This is a genomic window from Streptomyces sp. NPDC059224, from assembly GCF_042754285.1.
GTDB lineage: Bacteria > Actinomycetota > Actinomycetes > Streptomycetales > Streptomycetaceae > Streptomyces.
In genome coordinates this window covers 196,705-218,823 of the sequence record NZ_JBHZAN010000016.1, presented here as the reverse complement: position 1 = coordinate 218,823, position 22,119 = coordinate 196,705, and the positions used below count along the sequence as shown (strand labels likewise).

Below are 22,119 nucleotides of genomic sequence, written 5' to 3'. Positions count from 1 at the left end.
ACTCTGAGGAGTGGGGCGCCCTTCCGTCGTAGGGTGTCCGCCGGGCTTCGCAGGACGTGCCCCTACTGGGCGCCCGGACGCACCAGACCGCTCTCGTACGCGTACACCGCCGCCTGCACCCGGTCCCGCAGCCCCAGCTTGGTCAGCACATGCCCCACATGCGTCTTCACCGTGGTCTCGCTGACGAACAGGTCGGCGGCGATCTCCGCGTTCGACAGCCCCCGCGCGACCAGCTTCAGCACCTCCACCTCACGGTCGGTGAGCGTGTGCAGGGTGTCCGGCACCGGCTCCTCACCGGACGGCAGGTGCGTGGCGTACTTGTCCAGCAGCCGGCGCGTGATGCTCGGCGCGAGCATCGCCTCGCCGCCCGCCACCACCCGGATCGCCTGCACCAGCTCGTTGGCCGGGGCGTCCTTCAGCAGGAAGCCGCTGGCACCCGCGCGCAGCGCCTCCACCACGTACTCGTCCAGATCGAACGTGGTCAGCACCAGCACCTTCGCCGGGCCGTCCCGGCCGGGTCCGGTGATCTGCCGGGTCGCCTCCACGCCATCCATCCGCGGCATCCGGATGTCCATCAGCACCACGTCCGGCTGGAGGGCGCGCACCTGGTCGAGAGCCTGAAGGCCGTCTCCGGCCTCGCCCACGACCGCGATGTCCTGCTCGGCCTCCAGGATCATCCGGAACCCGGTTCGCAGCAGCGGCTGGTCGTCGACCAGTAGGACGCGGATGGCCACGGTGAGTCTCCTTCGCTAGTCCGCGCCCATTCTGCCCTGCGCCGCGTCCTCGGACTCGGCCGACCTCACCGGCAGCGGGTACGGCGGGGGAGTACCGCCGAACTCCGGGCAGTGCGCCTGGTGGTCGCACCAGCCGCACAGCTTCGTCGGACGCGGCCGCCACTGCCCGGACTCCGTCGCCTGCCGGATCGCCTCCCACAGCGCCAGCAGCTTGCGCTCCACCCGCTCCAGATCGGCCACCACCGGGTCGTACGTCAGGACGTCGCCGCTGCCGAGATAGACCAGCTGCAGCCGCCTCGGCACCACGTTCTTCAGCCGCCACACCACCAGCGCGTAGAACTTCATCTGGAACAGCGCGCCTTCGGCGTACTCCGGTCTGGGCGCCTTGCCGGTCTTGTAGTCGACGATCCGCACCTCACCCGTGGGCGCCACGTCGACCCGGTCGATGATCCCGCGCAGCCGCAGCCCCGACTCCAGCTCGGTCTCGACGAACAGCTCCCGCTCCACCGGCTCCAGCCGCGCCGGATCCTCCAGCGTGAACCACCGCTCGACGAGCCGCTCCGCCTCGCCCAGCCAGCGGGCCAGCCGCTCGCCCTCGGGATCGTCCGCGAACAGCTCCCCGACCTCCGGCCTGCTCTCCCGCAGCCGGTCCCACTGCCCCGGAACCAGCGACTTGGCCCGCGGCGCCGTCCGCTCCGCGGCGGGCGCGTCGAAGAGCCGCTCGAGAACCGCGTGCACCAGCGTCCCCCTGGTCGCCGCCTCGCTCGGCTTCTCCGGCAGCCGGTCGATCACCCGGAACCGGTACAGCAACGGACACTGCATGAAGTCACTGGCCCGCGACGGCGACAGCGACGCCGGCGGACCGGGCGCCGCCGGGCGCACCGCCGTGACCGGCTCTTCCCCCCGCGCGACGGCCACGTTCTCGGCCTGTGCGGCGTCCTCGATGCTGCTCTCCATGACCACAGACCATACGGCCCGCCACTGACAGTCACCCAACCCGCGCGACGCCCCGGCCAACACAAGGGGTGCCGGGGCGAAACGCGTCACGACGGCCGCATACCATCGACCGGAGACGACGTTTCTAACGAGGGGACACCGTGGACGTGAGCGGCGGGAGCGGGCAGCCCCGGTCGGACGACGCCGAACCGGCCGAGCAGCCCGCAGGTCCTACGGCCCCGACCGACGACGGAGGCCCGGACCTCGCCGACGCCCCGAAGGCCCCGCCCCGGGCCGGGACGCCCGGCGGTGACGGGAAACCGGAGCGGGAACCGTCCGGCGAGGCACCCGCACCGGAGAACGAGAGCGCGAAGACGCCTCCCGAGCTCCCGGCCGCGGCCCCGGGCGCTGCCGGTCCCGACGAGGCTCGCGCTGCCGGCTCGGACGGGACCGGCGCTCCCGGCCCCGGCCCGGCCGGCGAGCGCAGCCACGCGCACGGCGGGATGACGAAGGGGCAGCCGCCGCGGCGGCCCAAGGAGCCCGGCGGCGGCCTGCTCATGGGGCGGCCCTTCGGCGTACCCGTGTACGTCGCCCCCAGCTGGTTCGTGGTCGCCGCGCTGATCACCTGGGTCTTCGGCGGCCAGCTCGACCGCGTGCTGCCCGAACTCGGCGCCGCCCGCTACCTCGTCTCCCTCTTCTTCGCCATCGCCTTCTACGCCTCCGTCCTGGTCCACGAACTGGCCCACACGGTCGCCGCGATCCGCTTCAAACTCCCCGTCCGCCGCATCCAGCTGCAGTTCTTCGGCGGTGTCTCCGAGATCGAGAAGGAGGCCGAGACCCCCGGACGGGAGTTCGTGCTGGCCTTCGTCGGCCCCCTGCTCTCGCTCGTCCTCTCCGGCCTCTTCTACCTCGCCATGCAGGCCGTCGAGCCCGGCACGGTCCCCGGCGTCCTGCTGGCCGGCCTGATGGTCTCCAACCTCATCGTGGCCATCTTCAACCTGCTGCCCGGCCTGCCCCTCGACGGCGGCCGGATGCTCCGTGCCGTCGTCTGGAAGATCACCGGCCGGCCCATGAGCGGCACCGTCGCCGCGGCCTGGGTCGGCCGCGCCCTCGCCGTCTCCGTGCTGATCGGCCTCCCGCTGCTCAACTACTCGGGCGCCTTCGGCGGCGGCACCGAGAACGCCAACGGCATGGACGCCCTCACCGACGGCCTGCTCGCCGCCGTCCTCGCCGCGATCATCTGGACCGGCGCCGGCAACAGCCTGCGCATGGCGCGGCTGCGCGAACACCTTCCGGAGCTGCGCGCCCGCACCCTCACGCGCCGTGCCGTGCCCGTCGAGACCGGGACCCCCCTGTCGGAGGCCCTGCGCCGCGCCAATGCCGCCGGGGCCCGCGCCCTGGTCGTCGTCGACGCCGACGGCACCCCGCTCTCCCTGGTCCGGGAGGCCGCCATCGTCGGCGTACCCGAGCACCGCCGCCCCTGGGTCGCGGTCAGCGGCCTGGCCCAGGATCTTACCGACGGCATGCGCGTCTCCGCGGAACTGGCCGGCGAGGACCTCCTCGACGTGCTGCGCGCCACCCCCGCCACCGAGTACCTGGTGGTCGAGGAGACCGGCGAGATCTACGGCGTCCTGTCGGCGGCGGACGTGGAGCGGGCCTTCGTCAGGGCCATGGCCCGGCCGTCCTAGCGGCCGCCCTGGTGGTCGGACCCCTCCACAAACCCCGGTAGGCTGTTCACATGTCCGAACCGACCGGTGCCGCCCGCAGGCGCGGGCCCTTCAAGGTCGGGGACCAGGTTCAGCTGACCGACCCCAAGGGCCGCCACTACACGTTCACGCTCGAAGCAGGGAAGAACTTCCACACCCACAAGGGCTCCTTCCCGCACGACGAACTGATCGGTGCTCCCGAGGGCAGCGTTGTCCGCACCACCGGCAACGTGGCCTACCTCGCGCTGCGCCCCCTGCTCCCCGACTACGTCCTGTCCATGCCCCGCGGGGCTGCCGTCGTCTACCCCAAGGACGCGGGGCAGATCCTCTCCTTCGCCGACATCTTCCCCGGCGCCCGCGTCGTCGAAGCCGGCGTCGGCTCCGGCTCGCTCAGCAGCTTCCTGCTGCGTGCCATCGGCGACCAGGGCATGCTGCACAGCTACGAGCGGCGCGAGGACTTCGCCGAGATCGCCCAGCAGAACGTGGAGCGCTACTTCGGCGGCCCGCACCCCGCCTGGCAGCTCACCGTCGGCGACCTCCAGGACAACCTCTCGGACACCGACGTCGACCGCGTCATCCTCGACATGCTCGCCCCCTGGGAGTGCCTGGAGGCCGTCTCCAAGGCGCTCGTGCCCGGCGGCATCCTGTGCTGCTACGTCGCCACCACCACCCAGCTCGCGCGGACCGTGGAGTCCATCCGCGAGATCGGCTGCTTCAACGAGCCGACCTCCTGGGAGACGATGATCCGCAACTGGCACGTGGAGGGACTGGCCGTCCGCCCCGACCACCGGATGATCGGCCACACCGGCTTCCTGCTCACCGCCCGCCGCCTCGCCGACGGCGTCGAGCCGCCCATGCGCCGCCGCCGCCCCGCCAAGGGTGCCTACGGCGAGGACTACGAGGGTCCCAACGCCGACGGCGGCGCCGGCCGCTGAGCCGTCGCCCCGCTCTTCCCCTCGCCGCCTCAACGCGTGAGCGCCGCTGCGGAGTTCCCCGGTCCGACCGGAACTCGGCAGCGGCGCTCACGCATTGACGGGCCCCGCCGGCTTCCCCCCGGCTCCCCTCCCGGCTCCCCTCCCGGCTCCCCTCCCGGCTCCGCCGTGCCACGTCGCTTCCCGCCGTCGCGGACGCCGCCAGGGGCGCAAGCCGCCCGTCGCCGGAAGCCCACCCCGCCGTTCCCCACCCGCTGTGACGTGTGGCACTATGCAGGCCATCCCCACCGGCACAGGCCTCACAGGAGACACTCCTAGTGCAGCAATCCGTGGTCCCGGAGCTCGCTCACACCGACAGCCGTCCCATGCACTGGCTCGCCACGGCCACTGCCCTGACCGGTGTCGTCGCTCTGTCATCCCTCTTCCAGCCGGGCGCGGCCAAAGCCGCCCAGTCCTCGGCCGGCACCGAGCCGAAACCCACCCCCGCGGCCACGGCCCCGCCCAGCACCGCCGGCGTGGACTTCCCCCTCGACTGCGGCCCCGTGAAGGAGGTGGTCGTCAAGAAGGCCACCGGTGACCTCGACGGCGACGGCAGACCGGAAACCGTGGCGGTGGTCCACTGCGACTCGGCCATGGGCACCCCGCCGGACGGCGTCTACGTCCTCACCCAGGCCGCCGGTGCCACCCGGCCCCGGGTCGTCGCCACGCTCGTCGACCCCAAGGACCGGATCACGGTCACCGACTTCACCGTCGCCGCCAGGAGGGTCACCGCGAACCTGCTCGGCTATTCCTCGGACAACGTGCCCAGTTGCTGTCCGGACGTGAAGACCGCCGCCACCTGGCAGTGGAACGGCCGCATGTTCGCCCGCTCCGCCCCGGCGGCCAGCAGCAGCGTCTGACCGCCGTACCCGCACGACCCCGGGGCCACGCGGGGTGGCCGGAAAGTCACTCCGCGTCGGGCCCGTACACCTCGACGCGGTCCGCGACCCGGCGCACATGGATGCACTCGCCCGGACACTCCCGCGCCGAATCCACCACGTCCGTCAGCAGCGGCAGCGGCACCGGCGCGGTCGCCCCCTGGGTCTGCAGCAGCTCGTCGTCCGTGCCCTTCACATAGGCCAGGCCGTCGATGTCCAGCTCGAACACCTCCGGGGCGTACTGGGCACAGATCCCGTCACCCGTACAAAGATCCTGGTCGATCCAGACCTCGAGCGCCTCCGCGCCGGCCAGGGCCTCCTGCTGCACGGTCATCTCTCCTGCCGTCGAAAGCGCCGGACGGCCGGACCAGGCCGTCACCCGGTCCCGCCCCGGCGGGTGTTGAACTCCCTCGACCCTACCTCCGCCCGAACCGCCCTCGGTCGGGCCCGCCACCCGCGCACCCGCCCGCGCATCCACCCGCCCCCCGGCGCCCCCGCAGGCCCCCTCCGGGCCGTGCGCGCGGCGCACCGGGCCGCACGGGACGACGGCGCTCGGCCACCGGATCGATCGACTTGAGCCAACCCGCGGCCCGCGTCCGCACTCACCCGGGCCGCCCGGCCGGTCGCTCTGTGTAAGGAAGCCCTGGCCGGGGCACAACTCCTGAACCGGCATCGGAGCGGACAACTCCGGTCAGTCACGAAGGGTTTTGACCGCTCCTGGCCCGGAACACGCAGCTTCCGCATCGCGTTGAGTGGGTATCCACCGGGCACGGGGGAGAAGCAACGGGTGACCGACGACACACCTTGACAGTCTTTGTGATCTAGGGGTTTCAATCGACACCCACCCAGGTAGGGTCTGGAAGCGTCCAGCTCCCCTTGGAGGAGGTGAGGACCGTGGCAGCCCACGACGACGACATGAACCGCGGCATCCGCCCGGGACGAGGGTCCGACGACCCGGCCGGGCAGATCGCTTATCTTGAGCAGGAGATCGCCGTCCTGCGACGCAAGCTCGCCGACTCTCCGCGACACACGAGGATTCTCGAAGAGCGGATCGTCGAGCTGCAGACGAACCTGGCCGGCGTGTCCGCCCAGAACGAACGACTCGCGAACACCCTCCGCGAGGCCCGCGACCAGATCGTGGCCCTCAAGGAAGAGGTCGACCGGCTCGCACAGCCGCCGGCCGGCTTCGGTGTCTTCCTCACGGCGAACGAGGACGGCACCGCCGACATCTTCACCGGCGGCCGCAAACTGCGGGTGAACGTCAGCCCAAGCGTTGACCTGGACGAGCTCAGGCGCGGCCAGGAAGTCATGCTCAACGAGGCGCTCAACGTGGTCGAGGCCATGGAGTACGAGCGCGTCGGCGACATCGTCACCCTCAAGGAGATCCTCGAGGACGGCGAGCGCGCCCTCGTCCTCGGGCACACCGACGAGGAGCGGGTGGTACGTCTCGCCGAGCCGCTGCTCGACGTGAACATCCGTCCCGGCGACGCCCTGCTCCTCGAACCCCGCTCCGGCTACGTCTACGAGATCGTGCCGAAGAGCGAGGTCGAAGAGCTCGTCCTCGAAGAAGTGCCCGACATCGGCTACGAGCAGATCGGCGGCCTCGGCGGCCAGATCGAGGCCATCCGCGACGCCGTCGAGCTCCCGTACCTCTACCCGGACCTGTTCAAGGAGCACGAACTGCGCCCGCCCAAGGGCGTCCTGCTCTACGGCCCCCCCGGATGCGGCAAGACGCTCATCGCCAAGGCCGTGGCCAACTCGCTGGCCAAGAAGGTCGCCGAGGTCACCGGCCAGGCCGCCGGCAAGAGCTTCTTCCTCAACATCAAGGGCCCCGAGCTCCTGAACAAGTACGTCGGCGAGACCGAGCGGCAGATCCGCCTCGTCTTCCAGCGTGCCCGGGAGAAGGCCAGCGAGGGCACCCCCGTCATCGTCTTCTTCGACGAGATGGAGTCGCTCTTCCGTACCCGTGGTTCCGGTGTCAGCTCGGACGTGGAGAACACCATCGTCCCGCAGCTGCTCGCCGAGATCGACGGTGTCGAAGGCCTGCAGAACGTGGTCGTCATCGGCGCCTCCAACCGCGAGGACATGATCGACCCCGCCATCCTCCGCCCCGGTCGTCTCGATGTGAAGATCAAGATCGAGCGCCCGGACGCCGAGGCGGCCAAGGACATCTTCGGCAAGTACCTCACCGAGCGCCTGCCACTGCACTCCGACGACGTCGGCGAGCACGGCGGCAGCAAGGGCACCACCGTCGCCAGCATGATCCAGACGGCAGTGGAACACATGTACGCCGAATCCGAGGAGAACCGCTTCCTGGAAGTCACCTACGCCAACGGCGACAAGGAAGTCCTGTACTTCAAGGACTTCAACTCCGGCGCGATGATCGAGAACATCGTCGGACGTGCCAAGAAGATGGCGATCAAGGACTTCCTCGAACACAAGCAGAAGGGTCTGCGCGTCTCCCACCTCCTCCAGGCCTGCGTGGACGAGTTCAAGGAGAACGAGGACCTGCCCAACACCACCAACCCCGACGACTGGGCCCGAATCTCCGGAAAGAAGGGTGAACGGATCGTCTACATCCGTACCCTCATCACCGGAAAGCAGGGCGCGGACACCGGGCGCTCCATCGACACGGTGGCAAACACCGGGCAGTACCTGTAAAACGCAGGGCGGCTGCGGGTGCCCCCACCGGGTACCCGCAGCCGACTGTTTTTCCGGCCAGGACCGGAACCGAGGCGAGCAAGGCAATGACGCAAATGATCTCCCCACCAGCGCAAAGGCGTTCTAGGCTCTTTCCTACCGCCGAGTCGCGCAGTGCGGGGACGGGCACCGCACACGCACCGGAGCGCCAGCGGTACGCGAGCGGAGCCCACGACCGAGGGCTCCGCCGGGCAAGGAGGGCCGCATGACCGTACGGCGAGTAATGGGCATCGAGACGGAGTACGGCATCTCCGTCCCCGGCCACCCCAATGCCAATGCCATGCTCACCTCGTCCCAGATCGTCAACGCCTACGCGGCGGCGATGCACCGGGCCCGCCGGGCCCGCTGGGACTTCGAGGAGGAGAACCCGCTGCGGGACGCCCGAGGATTCGACCTCGCCCGCGAGGCCGCCGACTCCAGCCAGCTCACCGACGAGGACATCGGCCTCGCCAACGTCATCCTCACCAACGGCGCCCGTCTCTACGTGGACCACGCCCACCCCGAGTACAGCGCCCCCGAGGTCACCAACCCGCGTGACGCCGTCCTGTGGGACAAGGCCGGCGAACGCATCATGGCCGAGGCCGCCGAGCGGGCCGCCCAGCTCCCCGGTGCCCAGCCCATCCACCTCTACAAGAACAACACCGACAACAAGGGCGCCTCCTACGGCACGCACGAGAACTACCTGATGAAGCGGGAGACCGCCTTCTCGGACATCGTGCGCCACCTCACCCCCTTCTTCGTCTCCCGCCAGGTCGTCACCGGCGCGGGCCGCGTCGGCATCGGCCAGGACGGCCACGAGCACGGCTTCCAGCTCAGCCAGCGCGCCGACTACTTCGAGGTCGAGGTCGGCCTGGAGACGACCCTCAAGCGCCCCATCATCAACACCCGCGACGAGCCGCACGCGGATGCCGAGAAGTACCGCCGGCTGCACGTGATCATCGGCGACGCGAACCTGTCGGAGATCTCGACCTACCTGAAGCTCGGGACCACGGCCCTGGTCCTCTCGATGATCGAGGACGGGTTCATCGCGGTCGACCTCGCCGTCGACCAGCCCGTACGGACCCTCCACCAGGTCTCCCACGACCCCGGCCTCAAGCGTCTCGTCACGCTCCGCAGCGGCCGCACACTCACCGCCGTCCAGCTCCAGATGGAGTACTACGAGCTCTCCCGCAAGTACGTCGAGGAGCGCTACGGCGCCGACGCCGACGACCAGACCCGAGACGTCCTCCAGCGCTGGGAGGACACGCTGAACCGCCTGGAGAACGACCCCATGGGCCTCTCCGGCGAACTCGACTGGGTGGCCAAGAAGGAGCTCATGGAGGGCTACCGGCGCCGGGACGACCTCGACTGGGACGCGGCCAAGCTGCACCTCCTCGACCTCCAGTACGCCGACGTACGGGCCGAGAAGGGCCTCTACAACCGCCTGGCGGCCCGTGGGCGCATGAAGCGGCTGCTGACCGAGGCCGACGTGGAGAAGGCCCGTACGAGCCCACCGGAGGACACCCGCGCGTACTTCCGCGGCCGCTGCCTGGAGCAGTACGCCGACGACGTCGCCGCCGCCAGCTGGGACTCGGTCATCTTCGATCTGCCCGGCCGGGACAGCCTCCAGCGCGTCCCAACCCTGGAACCGCTACGCGGAACGCGAAATCACGTCAAGGAGCTCCTGGACCGCTGCCGCACCGCAGAAGACCTGGTCAGGGTCCTCTCCGGCGGCTGAACCGGCACCCGGACCGAACCGGGCGACCGGGGTCAAAATCCCGCCGCCCGGGAATCATCGAGGTGGCCCCCGTACGTTGGAGAAACTGCGGGGCCGATGTCGGACCCGGCTTGTAGGGTCTGATCATCACCGATCGGCAGGAATGCCGACCTGTCGACCATGTCGGGCGAACGCGAACTGAGCGGGGTGAGGGTTATGGCAACCAAGGACACCGGCGGCGGACAGCAGAAGGCGACGCGCTCCACCGAGGAGGTCGAGGAGCAGGCGGCGGAGTCGCAGGCTTCGGAGGACCTCAAGGAGCGTCACGAGAAGCTGAGCGACGATGTGGACTCGGTGCTGGATGAGATCGACGACGTCCTCGAGGAGAATGCCGAGGATTTCGTGAGGTCGTTCGTTCAAAAGGGTGGACAATAGTCACATTCATGAACGGCGGGGGGATGGAGAAGTGCTCGGCGTGCCAGGAGTTCCTACCGGCGGGCGCGTTCGCTGCAAACGCTTCCAGGCCTGACGGCCTTCAGGTGAACTGCCGCGAATGCGCCGCCGGCTCCTACCGACGCCGACGAGAGGCCCAGGGCAGAACAGTCCGCGTGAAGGTTCCTGTTCCGCTGGGCCATAAGCGGTGCCCGCAGTGCGAGGAGGTGAAGCCGCACTCGGAGTGGGAGCGCAACAAGTCGTCCTCGGACGGTTGGTCCAGCTACTGCCGAGAGTGCCGTGCGGAGCGGAACCGTGTCAGCTGTTTCCAACGCAAGTACGGCCTGAGTCCGGCCGATTTGGAAGCGCTGATCGCGCAGCAGCGCGGTATCTGCTGCATCTGCCTCGCGGCTCCCGCGGAGCATGTGGATCACTGCCACAAGACGGGTAGGGTCCGTGGCGTACTGTGCTTCAGCTGCAACGCCGCGCTGGGGCAGTTCAAGGATCAGCCCGAGGCCATAAGGCGGGCTGCAGCATACGTGGAAGGAAACGCGTGGAAGCCAACACTCGTAGCACCGGGCGTCTACCAGCTGCCTTCCTGACGCCTGGGTCCTCTTCGTTCATGGATTTTCTCGGTGAGCACCAGCCGGAACTGCTGCCCGGCAAGCGGCAGTTGCCGCCCACGCAGGGGGTGATCGAGGCACCGCACGGGACGACGATCGTGGCGGTGACCTTCGCCGGCGGCGTGGTGCTCGCCGGTGACCGTCGCGCCACGATGGGGAACGTGATCGCCCAGCGCGACATCGAGAAGGTGTTCCCCGCCGACGAGTACTCGGCGGTGGGTATCGCCGGCACCGCCGGCCTCGCCGTGGAGATGGTAAAGCTCTTCCAGCTGGAGCTGGAGCACTTCGAGAAGGTCGAGGGCGCCCAGCTGTCGCTGGAGGGCAAGGCGAACCGGCTGTCCACGATGATCCGCTCCAACCTCGGCATGGCCATGCAGGGCCTGGCCGTCGTGCCGCTGTTCGCCGGGTTCGACGTGGACCGGGGCAAGGGGCGGATCTTCTCGTACGACGTCACGGGCGGCCGTTCCGAGGAGCACAACTTCTCCGCGACGGGCTCCGGCTCGATCTTCGCGCGCGGGGCGATGAAGAAGCTGTTCCGTGAGGACCTGAGCGAGGAGCAGGCGACCACACTGGTGGTGCAGGCTCTGTACGACGCGGCCGACGACGACTCGGCGACCGGTGGTCCCGATGTCGCCCGCCGGATCTACCCGATCATCACCGTGATCACCGAGAACGGGTTCCGCCGGCTCACCGACGACGAGTCCTCCGAGCTCGCCCGTGCGGTGCTGGCGCGCCGCCTGGAGGAGCCGGACGGCCCGCGCGCGGCGCTGCTCTGAGGCGCCCGGCGCTTGTTGTGAAGGTGATCCCAGTGACTTCGACGGAACCCTAAGGAAAGGGACGGATACCGGTGTCGACGCCGTTCTATGTCTCACCTCAGCAGGCCATGGCGGACCGTGCGGAGTACGCCCGCAAGGGCATCGCGCGCGGCCGGAGCCTGGTGGTGCTCCAGTTCGCCGACGGCATCGTGTTCGTCGGTGAGAACCCCTCGCGTGCGCTGCACAAGTTCAGCGAGATCTACGACCGGATCGGTTTCGCGGCCGCCGGCAAGTACAACGAGTACGAGAATCTGCGGATCGGCGGTGTGCGCTACGCGGACCTGCGTGGTTACACCTACGACCGGGACGATGTGACGGCGCGTGGCCTTGCCAACGTCTACGCGCAGACGCTGGGCACGATCTTCTCCAGCGCGGCCGAGAAGCCGTACGAGGTGGAGCTGGTGGTGGCCGAGGTCGGGGAGACCCCGGAGGGCGACCAGATCTACCGGCTGCCGCACGACGGTTCGATCGTCGACGAGCACGGTTCGGTGGCGGTCGGCGGCAACGCGGAGCAGATCAGCAGCTATCTGGACCGTGAGCACCGCGAGGGCATGACCCTGGCGGAGGCGTTGAAGCTGGCCGTGACCGCTCTGTCGCGGGAGTCGAACGGCACGCAGCGGGAGATTCCGGCGGAGCGTCTGGAGGTCGCGGTGCTGGACCGCACGCGTCCGCAGAAGCGCAAGTTCAAGCGCATCGGCGGCCCGCAGCTGTCCCGGTTGCTGGAGTCGCAGGGCGCGGCCACGGCCGCGGCCGCCGAGGAGGCCGAGGAGTCCGGCGGCGACGTCGAGTAGTCCGTCCCGCCCCGCTTCGTGCGCCCCGTCCGGCGAGTCGTCCGGGCGGGGCGCGGGTGTGTGTGCGGCCGGACGCCTCCCGTATCCGGCCACGCCGCGCGGTCAGGACCGCGGCGGGGGCGCCGTGGAGCCCCGTACGACCAGCTCCACGGGGATGTCCCGGCGTTCTGGCGGGCGGCCCTCCAGGACGGCCAGGAGGGCGTGCATGCCGCGCTCGCCGAAAAGCTCGGCGTCCAGCCGTACGGTCGTGAGTTCGGGGTCGATGGCGGTGGCCAGGGCAAGGTCGTCGAGGCCGGTGACGGAGATGTCGTCGGGGACACGCAGGCCGCGGCGGCGCAGTGCCTTGTAGGCGCCGGCCGCGAGTTTGTCGTCGTCGCAGACGAGGGCGGTGGGCAGCGGGCCCGGTGCGGCGAGGGCCGCCTCGGTGGCGGCCAGGGCGCCTTCGATGGAGATCGGGGCGTGGACGGTGCGTACCGAGGCGCCGGGGACCTGTGCGGTGCGTGCGTCCAGTTCGCGGGCGCGCACCTCGAAGGTCCAGGAGGCGATGCCGGCGGCCAGATGGAGGAAGCGGCGGTGGCCGAGGCCCAGCAGGTGCTCGGCCACCTGGCGTACGCCGTCCGCGATGTCCAGGTTGACGGTGGCGGCTCCGAGGCTGCCGTCCGGATCGCTGTCGAGCATCACCAGGGGGAGCTGGTCGCCGCGGATGGCGGTGAGGGCGTCGGCTGCCATCGAGGAGGCGATGACTCCGTCGAGGGCGGCCTGGGAGGAGGCGAAGGGGTCGGGGGCGGGACCGATGCCCTCGGGGGAGGGGTAGAGCACCACGCCGAAGCCGTGGTCGGCGGCGACCCGGGCGGCGCCCGTGTAGACGCCCGCGAAGAACTCGGTGGTGAGCGCCGGGACGACGAGCAGGACGGTGCGGGTGCTGCCGAGCCGGAGGTTGCGGGCGGCGAGGTTGGGGCGGTAGCCGAGGTCGCGCGCGGCTTCCCGGACGCGTTCGGCGGTGGCCTCGGAGACCCGGCCGCGCCATTTGTCGCCTAGGACGAGTGACACGGCGGCCTGCGAGACGCCGGCGGCCTGGGCGACGTCGCGGCTCGTCGGGCGCGTGCTGCTGCGTGCCACCGGGTGCGGGCTCCTTCGTCTGGACGTGTGAACTGCGCACATGGTACGTATGGAAGCCGAGGTTATACGTAAAACTTGGAGGCGGACCATGGCCACGGGGTACCTGGAGATCCTCAGGGCGCGGCACGCGGTCCGCCTGCTGACGGGCACCTTGGTGGGGCGGCTGCCGAACGCCACCGCCGCGCTCGCGATCGTGCTGTTCGTGCGGGCGGAGGGCGGCACGTACAGCCTGGCGGGGGCGCTCGCGGCGGTGTACGGGGTCGCCAACGCGGTGGGCCAGCCGGTGCTGGGCCGGTGGGTGGACGTGCACGGGCAGCCGCGGGTCCAGCTGCCCGCGGCGCTCGCGTCGGCCCTCGCCATGGCCGGCTTCGCCTTCGCCGGCACCGATCCGCTGCCGCTCGCCTACGCGTGCGTGGCGGCGGCGGGACTGTGCACACCGCCCCTGGAGGGCGGCCTGCGCGCGCTGTGGCCGAGTGTGCTCGGCGAGGAGGGCCAGGTGCACACGGCCTACGCCATGGACGCGGTGGCCCAGGAAGTCATGTTCACGGTGGGGCCGTTGCTGGTGACGCTGTGCGTGTCGCTGTGGTCCGCGCAGGTGGCGCTGCTGGTGGTGAACGCGGTGGGCGTGCTCGGAGCGCTCTCCGTGGTCCTCTCGCCGCCCTCGCGCGCGTGGCGTTCGGCGCCGCGCGAGGCGCACTGGCTGGGGGCGCTGCGGTCGTCCGGGCTGCTGGCCCTGCTCGGCGCGTTCCTGTTCGTCGGGATCGCGCTGGGTTCCATCACGGTGGCGTCGGTACCGTACGCGGACGAGCACGGCGGTGACGCGGTGTACGGCTGGATGATGGCGGGGCTGGGCCTCGGCGCGCTGCTCGGCGGCACGGTGTACGGCGCGCGCCGGTGGCAGGGGGAGCCGGCGGTACGACTGCGGGTGCTGGTCGCGCTTCTGGCGGTGTGTTACCTGCCGCTGATGGTGATGCCGGAAGCGGTGGCCATGGTGTTGCTCACCGTGGTCGCGGGGGTGTTCCTGGCCCCGGCGATCGCATGTGCGTTCGTGCTGGTGGACCGGCACGCGCCGCGAGGGACGGTCACCGAGGCCTTCTCCTGGCTTGTGACGACGTTCACAGTAGGGGCGTCGGCGGGAACGGGCCTGGCGGGCCCGGTCGTCGAGGCGGGCGGTGCGCTGTGGGGCTTCGCGGTGCCGGCCGTGGCAGGGGGCGTGTCGTTGCTGGTCCTGATGGCCACCGGGCGGGTCCTTGCAGCTCCCGGCGGGGGCGCGGTGGTTGCGGCTTCATCGGAAAATGATCCAAATCGTGCTGCCGAACCCCGTTTCAGCTCAGGGGATCGGGCGTAATGTTCAGTCATGGACCGCCGCATTTTCGGGCTGGAGAACGAGTACGGCGTCACGTGCACGTTCAGGGGACAGCGCCGCCTGTCGCCTGACGAGGTGGCGCGGTACCTCTTCCGCCGTGTCGTGTCATGGGGCCGTAGCAGCAATGTCTTTCTTCGAAACGGCGCCCGGCTCTATCTCGACGTGGGATCACATCCGGAATACGCGACACCCGAATGTGACAACGTGACCGAACTGGTCACCCACGACAAGGCCGGCGAGCGCATTCTCGAAGGACTGTTGGTGGACGCCGAACGACGCCTGCACGAGGAAGGAATCGCGGGCGACGTCTACCTCTTCAAGAACAACACCGACTCGGCGGGCAACTCCTACGGTTGCCACGAGAACTATCTGGTGGCGCGGCACGGGGAGTTCTCCCGGCTCGCGGACATCCTCATTCCGTTCCTGGTGACCCGGCAGCTGCTGTGCGGCGCCGGCAAGGTGCTGCAGACGCCGCGCGGTGCGGTGTACTGCGTCAGCCAGCGGGCGGAGCACATCTGGGAGGGCGTCTCCTCCGCGACGACCCGCTCCCGGCCGATCATCAACACCCGGGACGAGCCGCACGCGGACGCGGAGCGCTACCGCCGGCTGCACGTCATCGTGGGCGACTCGAACATGTCCGAGACGACCATGCTGCTCAAGGTCGGGGCCACCGACTTGGTGCTGCGCATGATCGAGGCGGGCACGGTGATGCGCGACCTGACCCTGGAGAACCCGATCCGGGCGATCCGCGAGGTAAGCCACGACATCACGGGGCGGCGCAAGGTGCGCCTGGCCAGCGGTCGTGAGGCCTCCGCCCTGGAGGTGCAGCGGGAGTACTACGAGAAGGCCGTGGACTTCGTCGAGCGCCGCGGTATCCGTACCGGCACGGTCGACCAGGTCCTGGAGCTGTGGGGCCGCACTCTGGACGCGATCGAGGCCGAGGACCTGGACCGGATCGGCACCGAGATCGACTGGGTGATGAAGTACAAGCTCATCGAGCGGTACCGGGCCAAGCACAACATGACCATGTCTCATCCGCGGGTGGCGCAGATAGACCTCGCTTATCACGACATTCACCGTCGTCGGGGTCTGTATTACCTGCTGGAGAGGAAGGGCCAAGCCACTCGGATCTGCAATGACTTGAAGATCTTCGAGGGCAAGTCGGTGCCGCCGCAGACGACTCGTGCGCGTCTGCGCGGTGACTTCATCCGGCGGGCTCAGGAGCAGCGCCGGGACTTCACGGTCGACTGGGTGCATCTGAAGCTCAATGACCAGGCCCAGCGGACGGTGTTGTGCAAGGACCCGTTCCGTTCGGTCGACGACCGGGTGGAGAAGCTCATCGCCGGTATGTGAGCGAACGCCACACGGGCGCCGTACGTTTACCGTACGGCGCCCGTGTCACGTCGTAGAGTTGCGCGCACGCATCCGCAAGATCGACCGATTATGAGGCTGTTCCCGTGCGCCGACGCTCTCTTCTCCTTGCCGCCGTACCCGCAGGACTGGTCACGATCGCCGCGTGCGGCGACGACAAGTCCGCTTCCAGCAAGGCCAGCGCGGCACCGTCGGGTTCCGCCTCCTCTGTGCCGCTGCCGAAGATCGTGGAGGGGCCGCTGCCGGCGATCACGGCGGGTACGAAGTTCGACGAGAAGCCGACGGTCGCCAAGGGGTCCGGGGACCCGTCCAAGGACATGGCGGTCAAGACGGTGATCGCGGGCAGCGGCAAGGCGGTCGCGGAGAACGACTTCATCCAGGCCAACTACCTCGGGCAGATCTGGTCCACGGCGAAGGTCTTCGACCAGTCCTACGACCGTACGCCGCTGCTCATGCAGCTCGCCCAGGGCAGCATCATCGACGGCTGGCGGTACGGGCTGGCCGGGAAGAAGGTCGGCAGCCGGGTGCTGATGGCCGTGCCGCCGACCTGGGGCTACGGCACGGCGGGCAACTCGCAGGCGGGTATCAAGGGCACCGACACGCTGGTGTTCGTGGTGGACGTGCTGAACTCGTTCAACTCCAAGAGCTCCAGCACCGGCAAGGAGGTCGCGCAGAGCGACGCGGCGCTGCCCAAGGTCGGCACCAACACCGACGGGAAGGCTCCGTCGATCGACATTCCCAAGACCGACCCGCCGAAGACGCTGGTGTCGAACTACGTCCTGGAGGGCGACGGCGCGGCGGTGACGTCCGCGCAGACGGTCCTGTGCCAGTTCAAGGGCGAGGTCTGGGACAGCGGGAAGGCCTTCGAGCAGACGTACGACAGCGGGCGGCTGGCCCAGTTCGCGGTCGCGCAGATGCAGGAGGTCGTCAAGGGGCTGGCGCAGGGCATCACCGGGAAGAAGGTGGGCAGCCGGCTGCTGATCGTCGTACCGCCGGACCTGGCCTACGGGAACAACCCGCCGAGCGGCGGTGTCGTGAAGAAGGGGTCGACGCTGGTCTTCTCGGTGGACATCCTGGCCGCGATGTAGTCGTGCGGGCGAGAGCCGGGCGGGGATGAAAGACTGTCCGGGTTCCGTGTCGTACACAAGCAGGAGCGAGAGACGTGAGCATCGACAAGCCCGAGATCGACTTCCCGGAGGGCGCGCCCCCGGCCGACCTGGAGATCAAGGACCTCTGGGAGGGCGACGGCGAGGTCGCCAAGGCCGGCCAGACCGTCACCGTGCACTACGTGGGTGTCGCGTTCAGCACGGGCGAGGAGTTCGACGCCAGCTGGAACCGGGGCGCGCCGTTCCGCTTCCCGCTGGGCGGCGGCCGTGTCATCAAGGGCTGGGACCAGGGTGTGGAGGGCATGAAGGTCGGTGGCCGCCGCCAGCTGACCATCCCGGCCCACCTCGCCTACGGGGACCAGAGCCCGACCCCGGCGATCCAGCCCGGCGAGACGCTGATCTTCGTCGTGGACCTGCTCGGGGTCTGATCCCCGCGCCAGGTCGGCGCCGCCCCGGCGCTGATCGTTCCCGGCCGGAGTCCGGCTGGACGAGGGCCCGTGCCGTGTGCGCGGGCCCTTGCTGTTTGTCGGGTCCTGTCCGTTTCGGCCCTCATTGTTGGTACTGGCTTTTGCCGTGACACTCCGGAGCGGTACGGTCATCGGTCAGGAGCACCATAGGGAAGGCGAAGGGCGTCGATGGCCATTGCCAAGGCCGAGCGGCTGATGAACCTGGCGCTGTGTCTGCTGGGGACGAGGCGGCCGCTCAGCAAGCGTGAGCTGCGGGACTCCATCGAGGCATACGTCGAGGCTTCCGGGCCGGGGAAGGGCGCGTCGGGCAGTGACGACTCCTTCAACCGGATGTTCGAGCGGGACAAGGACGATCTGCGCGAGCTGGGACTGGTGATCGAGACCGTCGAGAACCTCGACGGCGAGGTCGGCTATCTCGCCCGCCGTGACAGCAACCGCCTGCCGGCGATCACGCTGGACGCCGAGGAGGCGGCCGCCCTCGGGCTGGCCGCCAAGGTCTGGCAGCAGGCCCGCCTCGCCGGCGCGGCCAGCGGGGCCCTGCAGAAGCTGCGCGCCGCCGGGCTGCCGGAGGACGTCGACCCGTACGAGGCGCACAGCGCCCTGGAACCGCGCATCCCGGTGCACGAGGCCGCCTTCGAGCCGCTGATGCTGGCCTGCCGCGACCGCCGCCCGGTCCTCTTCGACTACCGCAAGGCCACCGCCGCCCGCCCCGAGCCCCGCCATGTGGAGCCGTGGGCCCTGGAGTGCTGGCGCGGCCACTGGTACCTGGCGGGCTGGGACCGGGACCGGGGAGCCGAGCGGGTCTTCCGGCTGTCCCGGATCACCGGCCGGGTCCGTTCCCGGGGCGCCCGTTTCACCGCGCCCGTCCCCGACGTGGTCACCGTCCGCGAGACCGTGGCGAGCTGGGCCGGTGAGATCGCCGACCGGTCGGCGCTGATCCGGCTGCGCTCCGGTGCCGGCTACCCCCTTCGGGCGAAGGCCACGGCGGTGCGGGAACTCGGCGACGGCTGGGACGAGTTGGAGATTCCGTACGGGCACGGACTGGACGCCTGGCTGGTGGAGTTCGGGCCGGACGTGGTGGTACTGGAGCCGGCCGAGCTGCGTGCGGACGTGCTGGACCGGCTGCGTGCCGTGGCCAAGGGCTGAGGGGGAGCGGAGCAAGACAGTGGCAGGCAAACCGGTCAGGCCCGTGAACGCCATCGACCAGACCCGGCGGATGCTCTCCCTGGTGACCTATCTGCGTGAGCGCCCCGGCGCCCGGATCGCGGACGTGGCCCGTGCCTTCGGCATCACCGAGGACGAGCTGGTCTCCGACCTGGACGTGCTGCCCATGTGCGGCACCAGCTTCCGGGGCGGCGATCTGCTGGACATCGACACCGACGGCGAGCGCATCTGGTGGCACAACGCCGCCGCGCTCGGCGAGGAGGCGGCCGAGCCGCTGCGGCTGGCCGCCGACGAGGCGACCGCGCTGCTGGTGGCCGCCCGCGCGGTGGCCACCCTGCCCGGACTGCGCGAGGGCGACCGGCAGGCGCTGCTGCGCGCCACCGCCAAGGTGGAGACCGCGGCCGGCGAGGCGGGCGACGCCAGCGCCCGGCTGTCGGTGACCTTCGAGTCCGAGGGCGGGGTCTTCGCCGACGTCGACCGGGCGATCGCCGAGCGCCGCCGGCTGTGGATCCGCTACTACTCGCCGGCCCGCGACGAGCTCACCGAGCGTGAGATCGACCCGATCCGCCTGGTCAGCGTCGGCCACACCTACGTGGAGGCCTGGTGCCGCCGCTCCGAGGCCCGGCGCACCTTCCGCCTCGACCGCGTCGCCGAGATCAAGATCCTCGACGAGCCGTCCGCGCCCCCCGAGATCGAGCTGCGCGACCTGTCCGAGGCCCTGGTACAGCCTGCCGCCGAGGATCCCGAGGTGGTCGTCGAGGTCGGCCCGGCCGGCCGCTGGGTCGCCGAGTACTACCCGCACGACAGCGCGGATGAGCTTCCCGACGGGGGTCTGCGTATCACTCTGCGCACGCCCGATCCGGCCTCGCTGCGCCGGCTGGCACTCAGGCTCGGCGGCGACGGCCGGATCGTGTCACCGCCCGAGCTGGCCGACAGCGCCCGGCGGGCCGCCCGCGAGGCCCTGGAGGCGTACGACGGCCTCCTTCCGCACGGCGATGCGGAAGGGCATGAGTGAGCCGGACCGGCTGGGGTGCTCCGGGGCGAATGATCGAGAAGGAGGGGCGAGGGATTTGAACGAGTCTTCCGGTTCCGGTGTCGCAGAGGCGAGGGACGTGACGGTCGCCGCCGCGTTCGCCGGGATGAGAAGAGTGGTCCCCGTGATGTTCAGAGCCGGCTGCCCGGACTGCCGGGGGAGTTTCGAGCTCGCCGCCAGCTCCCTGCGCCTGGCCATCGGGGCCACCAGCAAGACCACGTTCTACTCCTTCACCTGCCCCGACTGCGACATCCTGGTCCGCAAGCCCGCGGGCGAGCGGATCGTCGAGCTGCTCACCGGCGGCGGGGTCAGGACCCTGCGGCTGCACCCCACCGTCTAGGCTCAGCCGCATGTTCTGGCCGATGTTCGCGGTAGCCGCGGGTTTCCTGGGTCTCGTCGTGCTCGGCGTGCTCGCCGTCCGGGTCTTCCTGGAGGCGCGGCGCCTGGGCGTGCAGGTCACGGATTCCGCACGGCGCATCAACCGGGCCGCCGAGGACCTGGAGCGGGCGGCGGCCGGTGCCGCCCGCGCTGTGGACACCCTCTGAGACCTGGTGTGCAACCGGTGTGAGTACTGCGCCATAAGCGGTTTGCGTCACTTCGCCCTGTCACGGCGGCCACCCCGGCAGGTACGCTGGCGCTCGCGGGGCGGAGAACGAGGCCCGTACCGCGGACCGGGCGTACGCACGGGGATTGCCTGTCGTTTACCCCTGAGCGTTACGATCGCTGTCAGCGCGATTACTCGGACACATGTCTGACTGATCGGACAGCACCCCACCCAGCCGCCTCGGTGAGAAGGTAAAGACTTATGTTCGGAAGGCTCGGCGCTCCCGAGATCATTCTCATCCTTGTCGTCGTCATCCTGCTGTTCGGCGCGAAGAAGCTTCCGGACATGGCCCGCTCGCTCGGCAAGTCCGCGCGCATCCTCAAGAGCGAGGCCAAGGCGATGAAGGAAGAGGGCAACACCACCTCCTCCGCCCAGGCGCCAGCCTCCGGCGAGCAGGCCCAGGCCCAGCGCACCATCCAGGCGGCCCCCGGCGACGTGACCAGCTCCCGCCCGGTCAACGAGCCGTCGGACACCACCCAGCGCTGACGCAAGGCCGGTGACCCCCGGCCTGCCGCACGAGATGAGGACGTGGGTTGCCCAAGTCTGCCCGCAAACAGGAGAAGGATCCCGAGGGGCGGATGCCTCTCGGAGATCACCTTCGTGAGCTCCGCAACCGGCTCGCGAAGGCCATGCTGGCCATCGTCATCGTGACGGTGGTCGCCGCCTTCTTCTACAACGACATCATCAACTTCCTCACCAAGCCGGTCCTCGACTCGGTCGGCTGTGAGCAGGCGTTCGGGGAACTGGCCAGGTCCAAGGCCGACTCCCATCCCTGCGCGCAGATCACGATCAACGGTCTCCTCGCGCCCTTCACGCTGGCCCTCCAGGTCTCGCTGATGGCGGGTGTGGTCTTCGCCTCCCCGGTCTGGCTGTACCAGCTGTGGGCCTTCGTCGCGCCGGGTCTGCACCGGAACGAGAAGAAGTACGCCTACGCGTTCGTCGCCACCGGCGTCCCGCTCTTCTTCGGCGGCGCGTTCTTCGCGTACAAGGTCCTGCCGACCACCGCGAAGGTGCTCCTCCAGTTCACCCCGCACAGCGTGAGCAACCTGCTGCCGCTCGACGACCTGCTCCAGCTGGTCACCCGCATGGTGATCGTCTTCGGCCTCTCCTTCGAGCTGCCGCTGCTGCTGGTCATGCTCAACCTGACCGGCATCGTCACCGGCAAGCGGATGCTCGGCTGGTGGCGGGCGATGATCCTCGGGATCACGGTCTTCGCCGCCGTCGCCACCCCGAGCACCGACCCGCTCTCCATGCTGGCGCTCGCCGGGCCGATCTGGGTGCTGTACTTCGGCGCGGTCCTCTTCTCGCTGCTCAACGACCGGCGCAGGCGCCGCCGCGACGCCGAGGGCCCCGGCGACGACGAGGCCTCCGACCTCGACCTGACGCCCGACGACATCGGCGAGATCGAGACCGTCTCCGCCAGCCGCGCGCTGCCCGACGCCCCGGAGCGGGTCAACGGCTACGACGACGTGACCTGACCGGGTCCGTACCGGACGTCCAGAGGTGGGGCCGCCCCCCCCCGCCCCGCCCCAACGAAAGCACCAGGAAAACAGAGACAGGAAAAAAAAAAAATAATTTTTTAATGAGGACGTGAAAAAATAAACAAA

The 22,119-nt window shown here is 69.9% G+C and carries 23 protein-coding genes; 19 read left to right on the top strand and 4 right to left on the bottom strand.

The annotated features are described in order from the left end of the window. Positions 1-62: 62 nt before the first annotated feature. Both ACFXI4_RS19730 and ACFXI4_RS19725 read right to left on the bottom strand, forming a co-directional pair. The gene (locus ACFXI4_RS19730) at positions 63-734 is read right to left on the bottom strand and encodes a response regulator transcription factor (RefSeq protein ID WP_020939010.1); all 672 of its coding nucleotides are present in this window, start codon (positions 732-734) and stop codon (positions 63-65) included. A 15-nt stretch (positions 735-749) separates the two neighbouring features. Then, complete coding sequence (locus ACFXI4_RS19725; protein ID WP_384992387.1) at positions 750-1,691, bottom strand: RecB family exonuclease; 942 nt, start codon at positions 1,689-1,691, stop codon at positions 750-752. 140 nt (positions 1,692-1,831) lie between these two features. Between ACFXI4_RS19725 and ACFXI4_RS19720 the strand changes: the two genes are divergently transcribed. The 3 genes from ACFXI4_RS19720 (at position 1,832) to ACFXI4_RS19710 (ending at position 5,207) form a co-directional block, all read left to right on the top strand. After that, positions 1,832-3,358, top strand: a complete 1,527-nt coding sequence (locus tag ACFXI4_RS19720; protein WP_384992385.1) for a site-2 protease family protein — start codon at positions 1,832-1,834, stop codon at positions 3,356-3,358. A 50-nt stretch (positions 3,359-3,408) separates the two neighbouring features. Then, positions 3,409-4,311 (top strand): tRNA (adenine-N1)-methyltransferase, encoded by a 903-nt coding sequence (locus tag ACFXI4_RS19715; RefSeq protein WP_360489583.1) that lies wholly within the window; start codon positions 3,409-3,411, stop codon positions 4,309-4,311. 314 nt (positions 4,312-4,625) lie between these two features. Beyond that, positions 4,626-5,207: a hypothetical protein gene (locus tag ACFXI4_RS19710; RefSeq protein ID WP_384992382.1), complete on the top strand. Its 582-nt coding sequence runs from the start codon at positions 4,626-4,628 to the stop codon at positions 5,205-5,207. A gap of 46 nt (positions 5,208-5,253) precedes the next feature. Here ACFXI4_RS19710 and ACFXI4_RS19705 read toward each other — a convergent pair whose 3' ends face one another. Further along, on the bottom strand, positions 5,254-5,559 hold the full coding sequence (locus ACFXI4_RS19705; protein WP_362720957.1) for a ferredoxin: 306 nt from the start codon (positions 5,557-5,559) through the stop codon (positions 5,254-5,256). Between the two features lie 560 nt (positions 5,560-6,119). On the opposite strand from ACFXI4_RS19705, the gene arc reads away from it, so the two are divergent. From arc to prcA, 6 genes are all read left to right on the top strand, one after another. Next, positions 6,120-7,886, top strand: coding sequence for a proteasome ATPase (gene arc, locus ACFXI4_RS19700; RefSeq protein WP_362720960.1), 1,767 nt, complete (start codon positions 6,120-6,122; stop codon positions 7,884-7,886). A gap of 244 nt (positions 7,887-8,130) precedes the next feature. Next, positions 8,131-9,642 carry a depupylase/deamidase Dop gene (gene dop / locus ACFXI4_RS19695; RefSeq protein WP_384992379.1) on the top strand — a complete coding sequence of 504 codons (1,512 nt, stop codon included), beginning with the start codon at positions 8,131-8,133 and terminating at the stop codon, positions 9,640-9,642. Between the two features lie 195 nt (positions 9,643-9,837). Further along, complete coding sequence (locus tag ACFXI4_RS19690; protein ID WP_155057540.1) at positions 9,838-10,056, top strand: ubiquitin-like protein Pup; 219 nt, start codon at positions 9,838-9,840, stop codon at positions 10,054-10,056. An 8-nt stretch (positions 10,057-10,064) separates the two neighbouring features. Beyond that, on the top strand, positions 10,065-10,655 hold the full coding sequence (locus tag ACFXI4_RS19685) for an endonuclease VII domain-containing protein (RefSeq protein ID WP_384992375.1): 591 nt from the start codon (positions 10,065-10,067) through the stop codon (positions 10,653-10,655). After that, positions 10,607-11,452 carry a proteasome subunit beta gene (gene prcB, locus ACFXI4_RS19680; protein ID WP_362720970.1) on the top strand — a complete coding sequence of 282 codons (846 nt, stop codon included), beginning with the start codon at positions 10,607-10,609 and terminating at the stop codon, positions 11,450-11,452. The genes ACFXI4_RS19685 and prcB overlap by 49 nt, the downstream gene beginning before the upstream one ends. A gap of 71 nt (positions 11,453-11,523) precedes the next feature. Then, on the top strand, positions 11,524-12,282 hold the full coding sequence (gene prcA, locus ACFXI4_RS19675) for a proteasome subunit alpha (protein ID WP_384992372.1): 759 nt from the start codon (positions 11,524-11,526) through the stop codon (positions 12,280-12,282). A gap of 102 nt (positions 12,283-12,384) precedes the next feature. Here the strand turns inward: prcA and ACFXI4_RS19670 are convergent, their stop codons facing one another. Continuing rightward, positions 12,385-13,401, bottom strand: a complete 1,017-nt coding sequence (locus tag ACFXI4_RS19670) for a LacI family DNA-binding transcriptional regulator (RefSeq protein WP_384992369.1) — start codon at positions 13,399-13,401, stop codon at positions 12,385-12,387. 88 nt (positions 13,402-13,489) lie between these two features. Here ACFXI4_RS19670 and ACFXI4_RS19665 point away from each other — a divergent pair, with 88 nt between their 5' ends. The 10 genes from ACFXI4_RS19665 to tatC all read left to right on the top strand — a co-directional run bounded on the left by ACFXI4_RS19665 (position 13,490) and on the right by tatC (position 21,990). Continuing rightward, positions 13,490-14,749, top strand: a complete 1,260-nt coding sequence (locus tag ACFXI4_RS19665) for an MFS transporter (RefSeq protein ID WP_384992366.1) — start codon at positions 13,490-13,492, stop codon at positions 14,747-14,749. A 9-nt stretch (positions 14,750-14,758) separates the two neighbouring features. After that, positions 14,759-16,120 (top strand): Pup--protein ligase, encoded by a 1,362-nt coding sequence (gene pafA / locus ACFXI4_RS19660; RefSeq protein ID WP_030795508.1) that lies wholly within the window; start codon positions 14,759-14,761, stop codon positions 16,118-16,120. A 104-nt stretch (positions 16,121-16,224) separates the two neighbouring features. After that, complete coding sequence (locus ACFXI4_RS19655) at positions 16,225-17,226, top strand: FKBP-type peptidyl-prolyl cis-trans isomerase (protein ID WP_384992362.1); 1,002 nt, start codon at positions 16,225-16,227, stop codon at positions 17,224-17,226. A 74-nt stretch (positions 17,227-17,300) separates the two neighbouring features. Continuing rightward, positions 17,301-17,672, top strand: coding sequence for an FKBP-type peptidyl-prolyl cis-trans isomerase (locus tag ACFXI4_RS19650; RefSeq protein WP_362714611.1), 372 nt, complete (start codon positions 17,301-17,303; stop codon positions 17,670-17,672). Between the two features lie 207 nt (positions 17,673-17,879). Next, entirely contained in the window at positions 17,880-18,857 is a 978-nt protein-coding gene (locus ACFXI4_RS19645) for a helix-turn-helix transcriptional regulator (RefSeq protein WP_384992359.1), read from the top strand. Between the two features lie 19 nt (positions 18,858-18,876). Then, complete coding sequence (locus ACFXI4_RS19640; RefSeq protein ID WP_384992356.1) at positions 18,877-19,890, top strand: helix-turn-helix transcriptional regulator; 1,014 nt, start codon at positions 18,877-18,879, stop codon at positions 19,888-19,890. A 55-nt stretch (positions 19,891-19,945) separates the two neighbouring features. Continuing rightward, positions 19,946-20,248, top strand: a complete 303-nt coding sequence (locus ACFXI4_RS19635) for a hypothetical protein (protein WP_384992353.1) — start codon at positions 19,946-19,948, stop codon at positions 20,246-20,248. 10 nt (positions 20,249-20,258) lie between these two features. Further along, positions 20,259-20,453: a hypothetical protein gene (locus tag ACFXI4_RS19630; RefSeq protein WP_384992350.1), complete on the top strand. Its 195-nt coding sequence runs from the start codon at positions 20,259-20,261 to the stop codon at positions 20,451-20,453. 260 nt (positions 20,454-20,713) lie between these two features. Beyond that, the gene (tatA, locus tag ACFXI4_RS19625) at positions 20,714-20,998 is read left to right on the top strand and encodes a Sec-independent protein translocase subunit TatA (protein WP_360489568.1); all 285 of its coding nucleotides are present in this window, start codon (positions 20,714-20,716) and stop codon (positions 20,996-20,998) included. 47 nt (positions 20,999-21,045) lie between these two features. After that, positions 21,046-21,990 carry a twin-arginine translocase subunit TatC gene (gene tatC / locus ACFXI4_RS19620; RefSeq protein WP_362730515.1) on the top strand — a complete coding sequence of 315 codons (945 nt, stop codon included), beginning with the start codon at positions 21,046-21,048 and terminating at the stop codon, positions 21,988-21,990. The last annotated feature ends 129 nt before the right edge of the window (positions 21,991-22,119 follow it).

Excerpts from the sequence above, each read along its gene's own strand:
- ACFXI4_RS19725 (WP_384992387.1), bottom strand. The coding sequence starts at position 1,691 with ATGGAGAGCAGCATCGAGGACGCCGCACAGGCCGAGAACGTGGCCGTC.
- ACFXI4_RS19715 (WP_360489583.1), top strand. The coding sequence starts at position 3,409 with ATGTCCGAACCGACCGGTGCCGCCCGCAGGCGCGGGCCCTTCAAGGTC.
- ACFXI4_RS19705 (WP_362720957.1), bottom strand. The coding sequence starts at position 5,559 with ATGACCGTGCAGCAGGAGGCCCTGGCCGGCGCGGAGGCGCTCGAGGTC.
- dop (WP_384992379.1), top strand. The coding sequence starts at position 8,131 with ATGACCGTACGGCGAGTAATGGGCATCGAGACGGAGTACGGCATCTCC.
- ACFXI4_RS19690 (WP_155057540.1), top strand. The coding sequence starts at position 9,838 with ATGGCAACCAAGGACACCGGCGGCGGACAGCAGAAGGCGACGCGCTCC.
- ACFXI4_RS19685 (WP_384992375.1), top strand. The coding sequence starts at position 10,065 with ATGAACGGCGGGGGGATGGAGAAGTGCTCGGCGTGCCAGGAGTTCCTA.
- ACFXI4_RS19665 (WP_384992366.1), top strand. The coding sequence starts at position 13,490 with ATGGCCACGGGGTACCTGGAGATCCTCAGGGCGCGGCACGCGGTCCGC.
- pafA (WP_030795508.1), top strand. The coding sequence starts at position 14,759 with ATGGACCGCCGCATTTTCGGGCTGGAGAACGAGTACGGCGTCACGTGC.
- ACFXI4_RS19645 (WP_384992359.1), top strand. The coding sequence starts at position 17,880 with ATGGCCATTGCCAAGGCCGAGCGGCTGATGAACCTGGCGCTGTGTCTG.
- ACFXI4_RS19630 (WP_384992350.1), top strand. The coding sequence starts at position 20,259 with ATGTTCTGGCCGATGTTCGCGGTAGCCGCGGGTTTCCTGGGTCTCGTC.
- tatA (WP_360489568.1), top strand. The coding sequence starts at position 20,714 with ATGTTCGGAAGGCTCGGCGCTCCCGAGATCATTCTCATCCTTGTCGTC.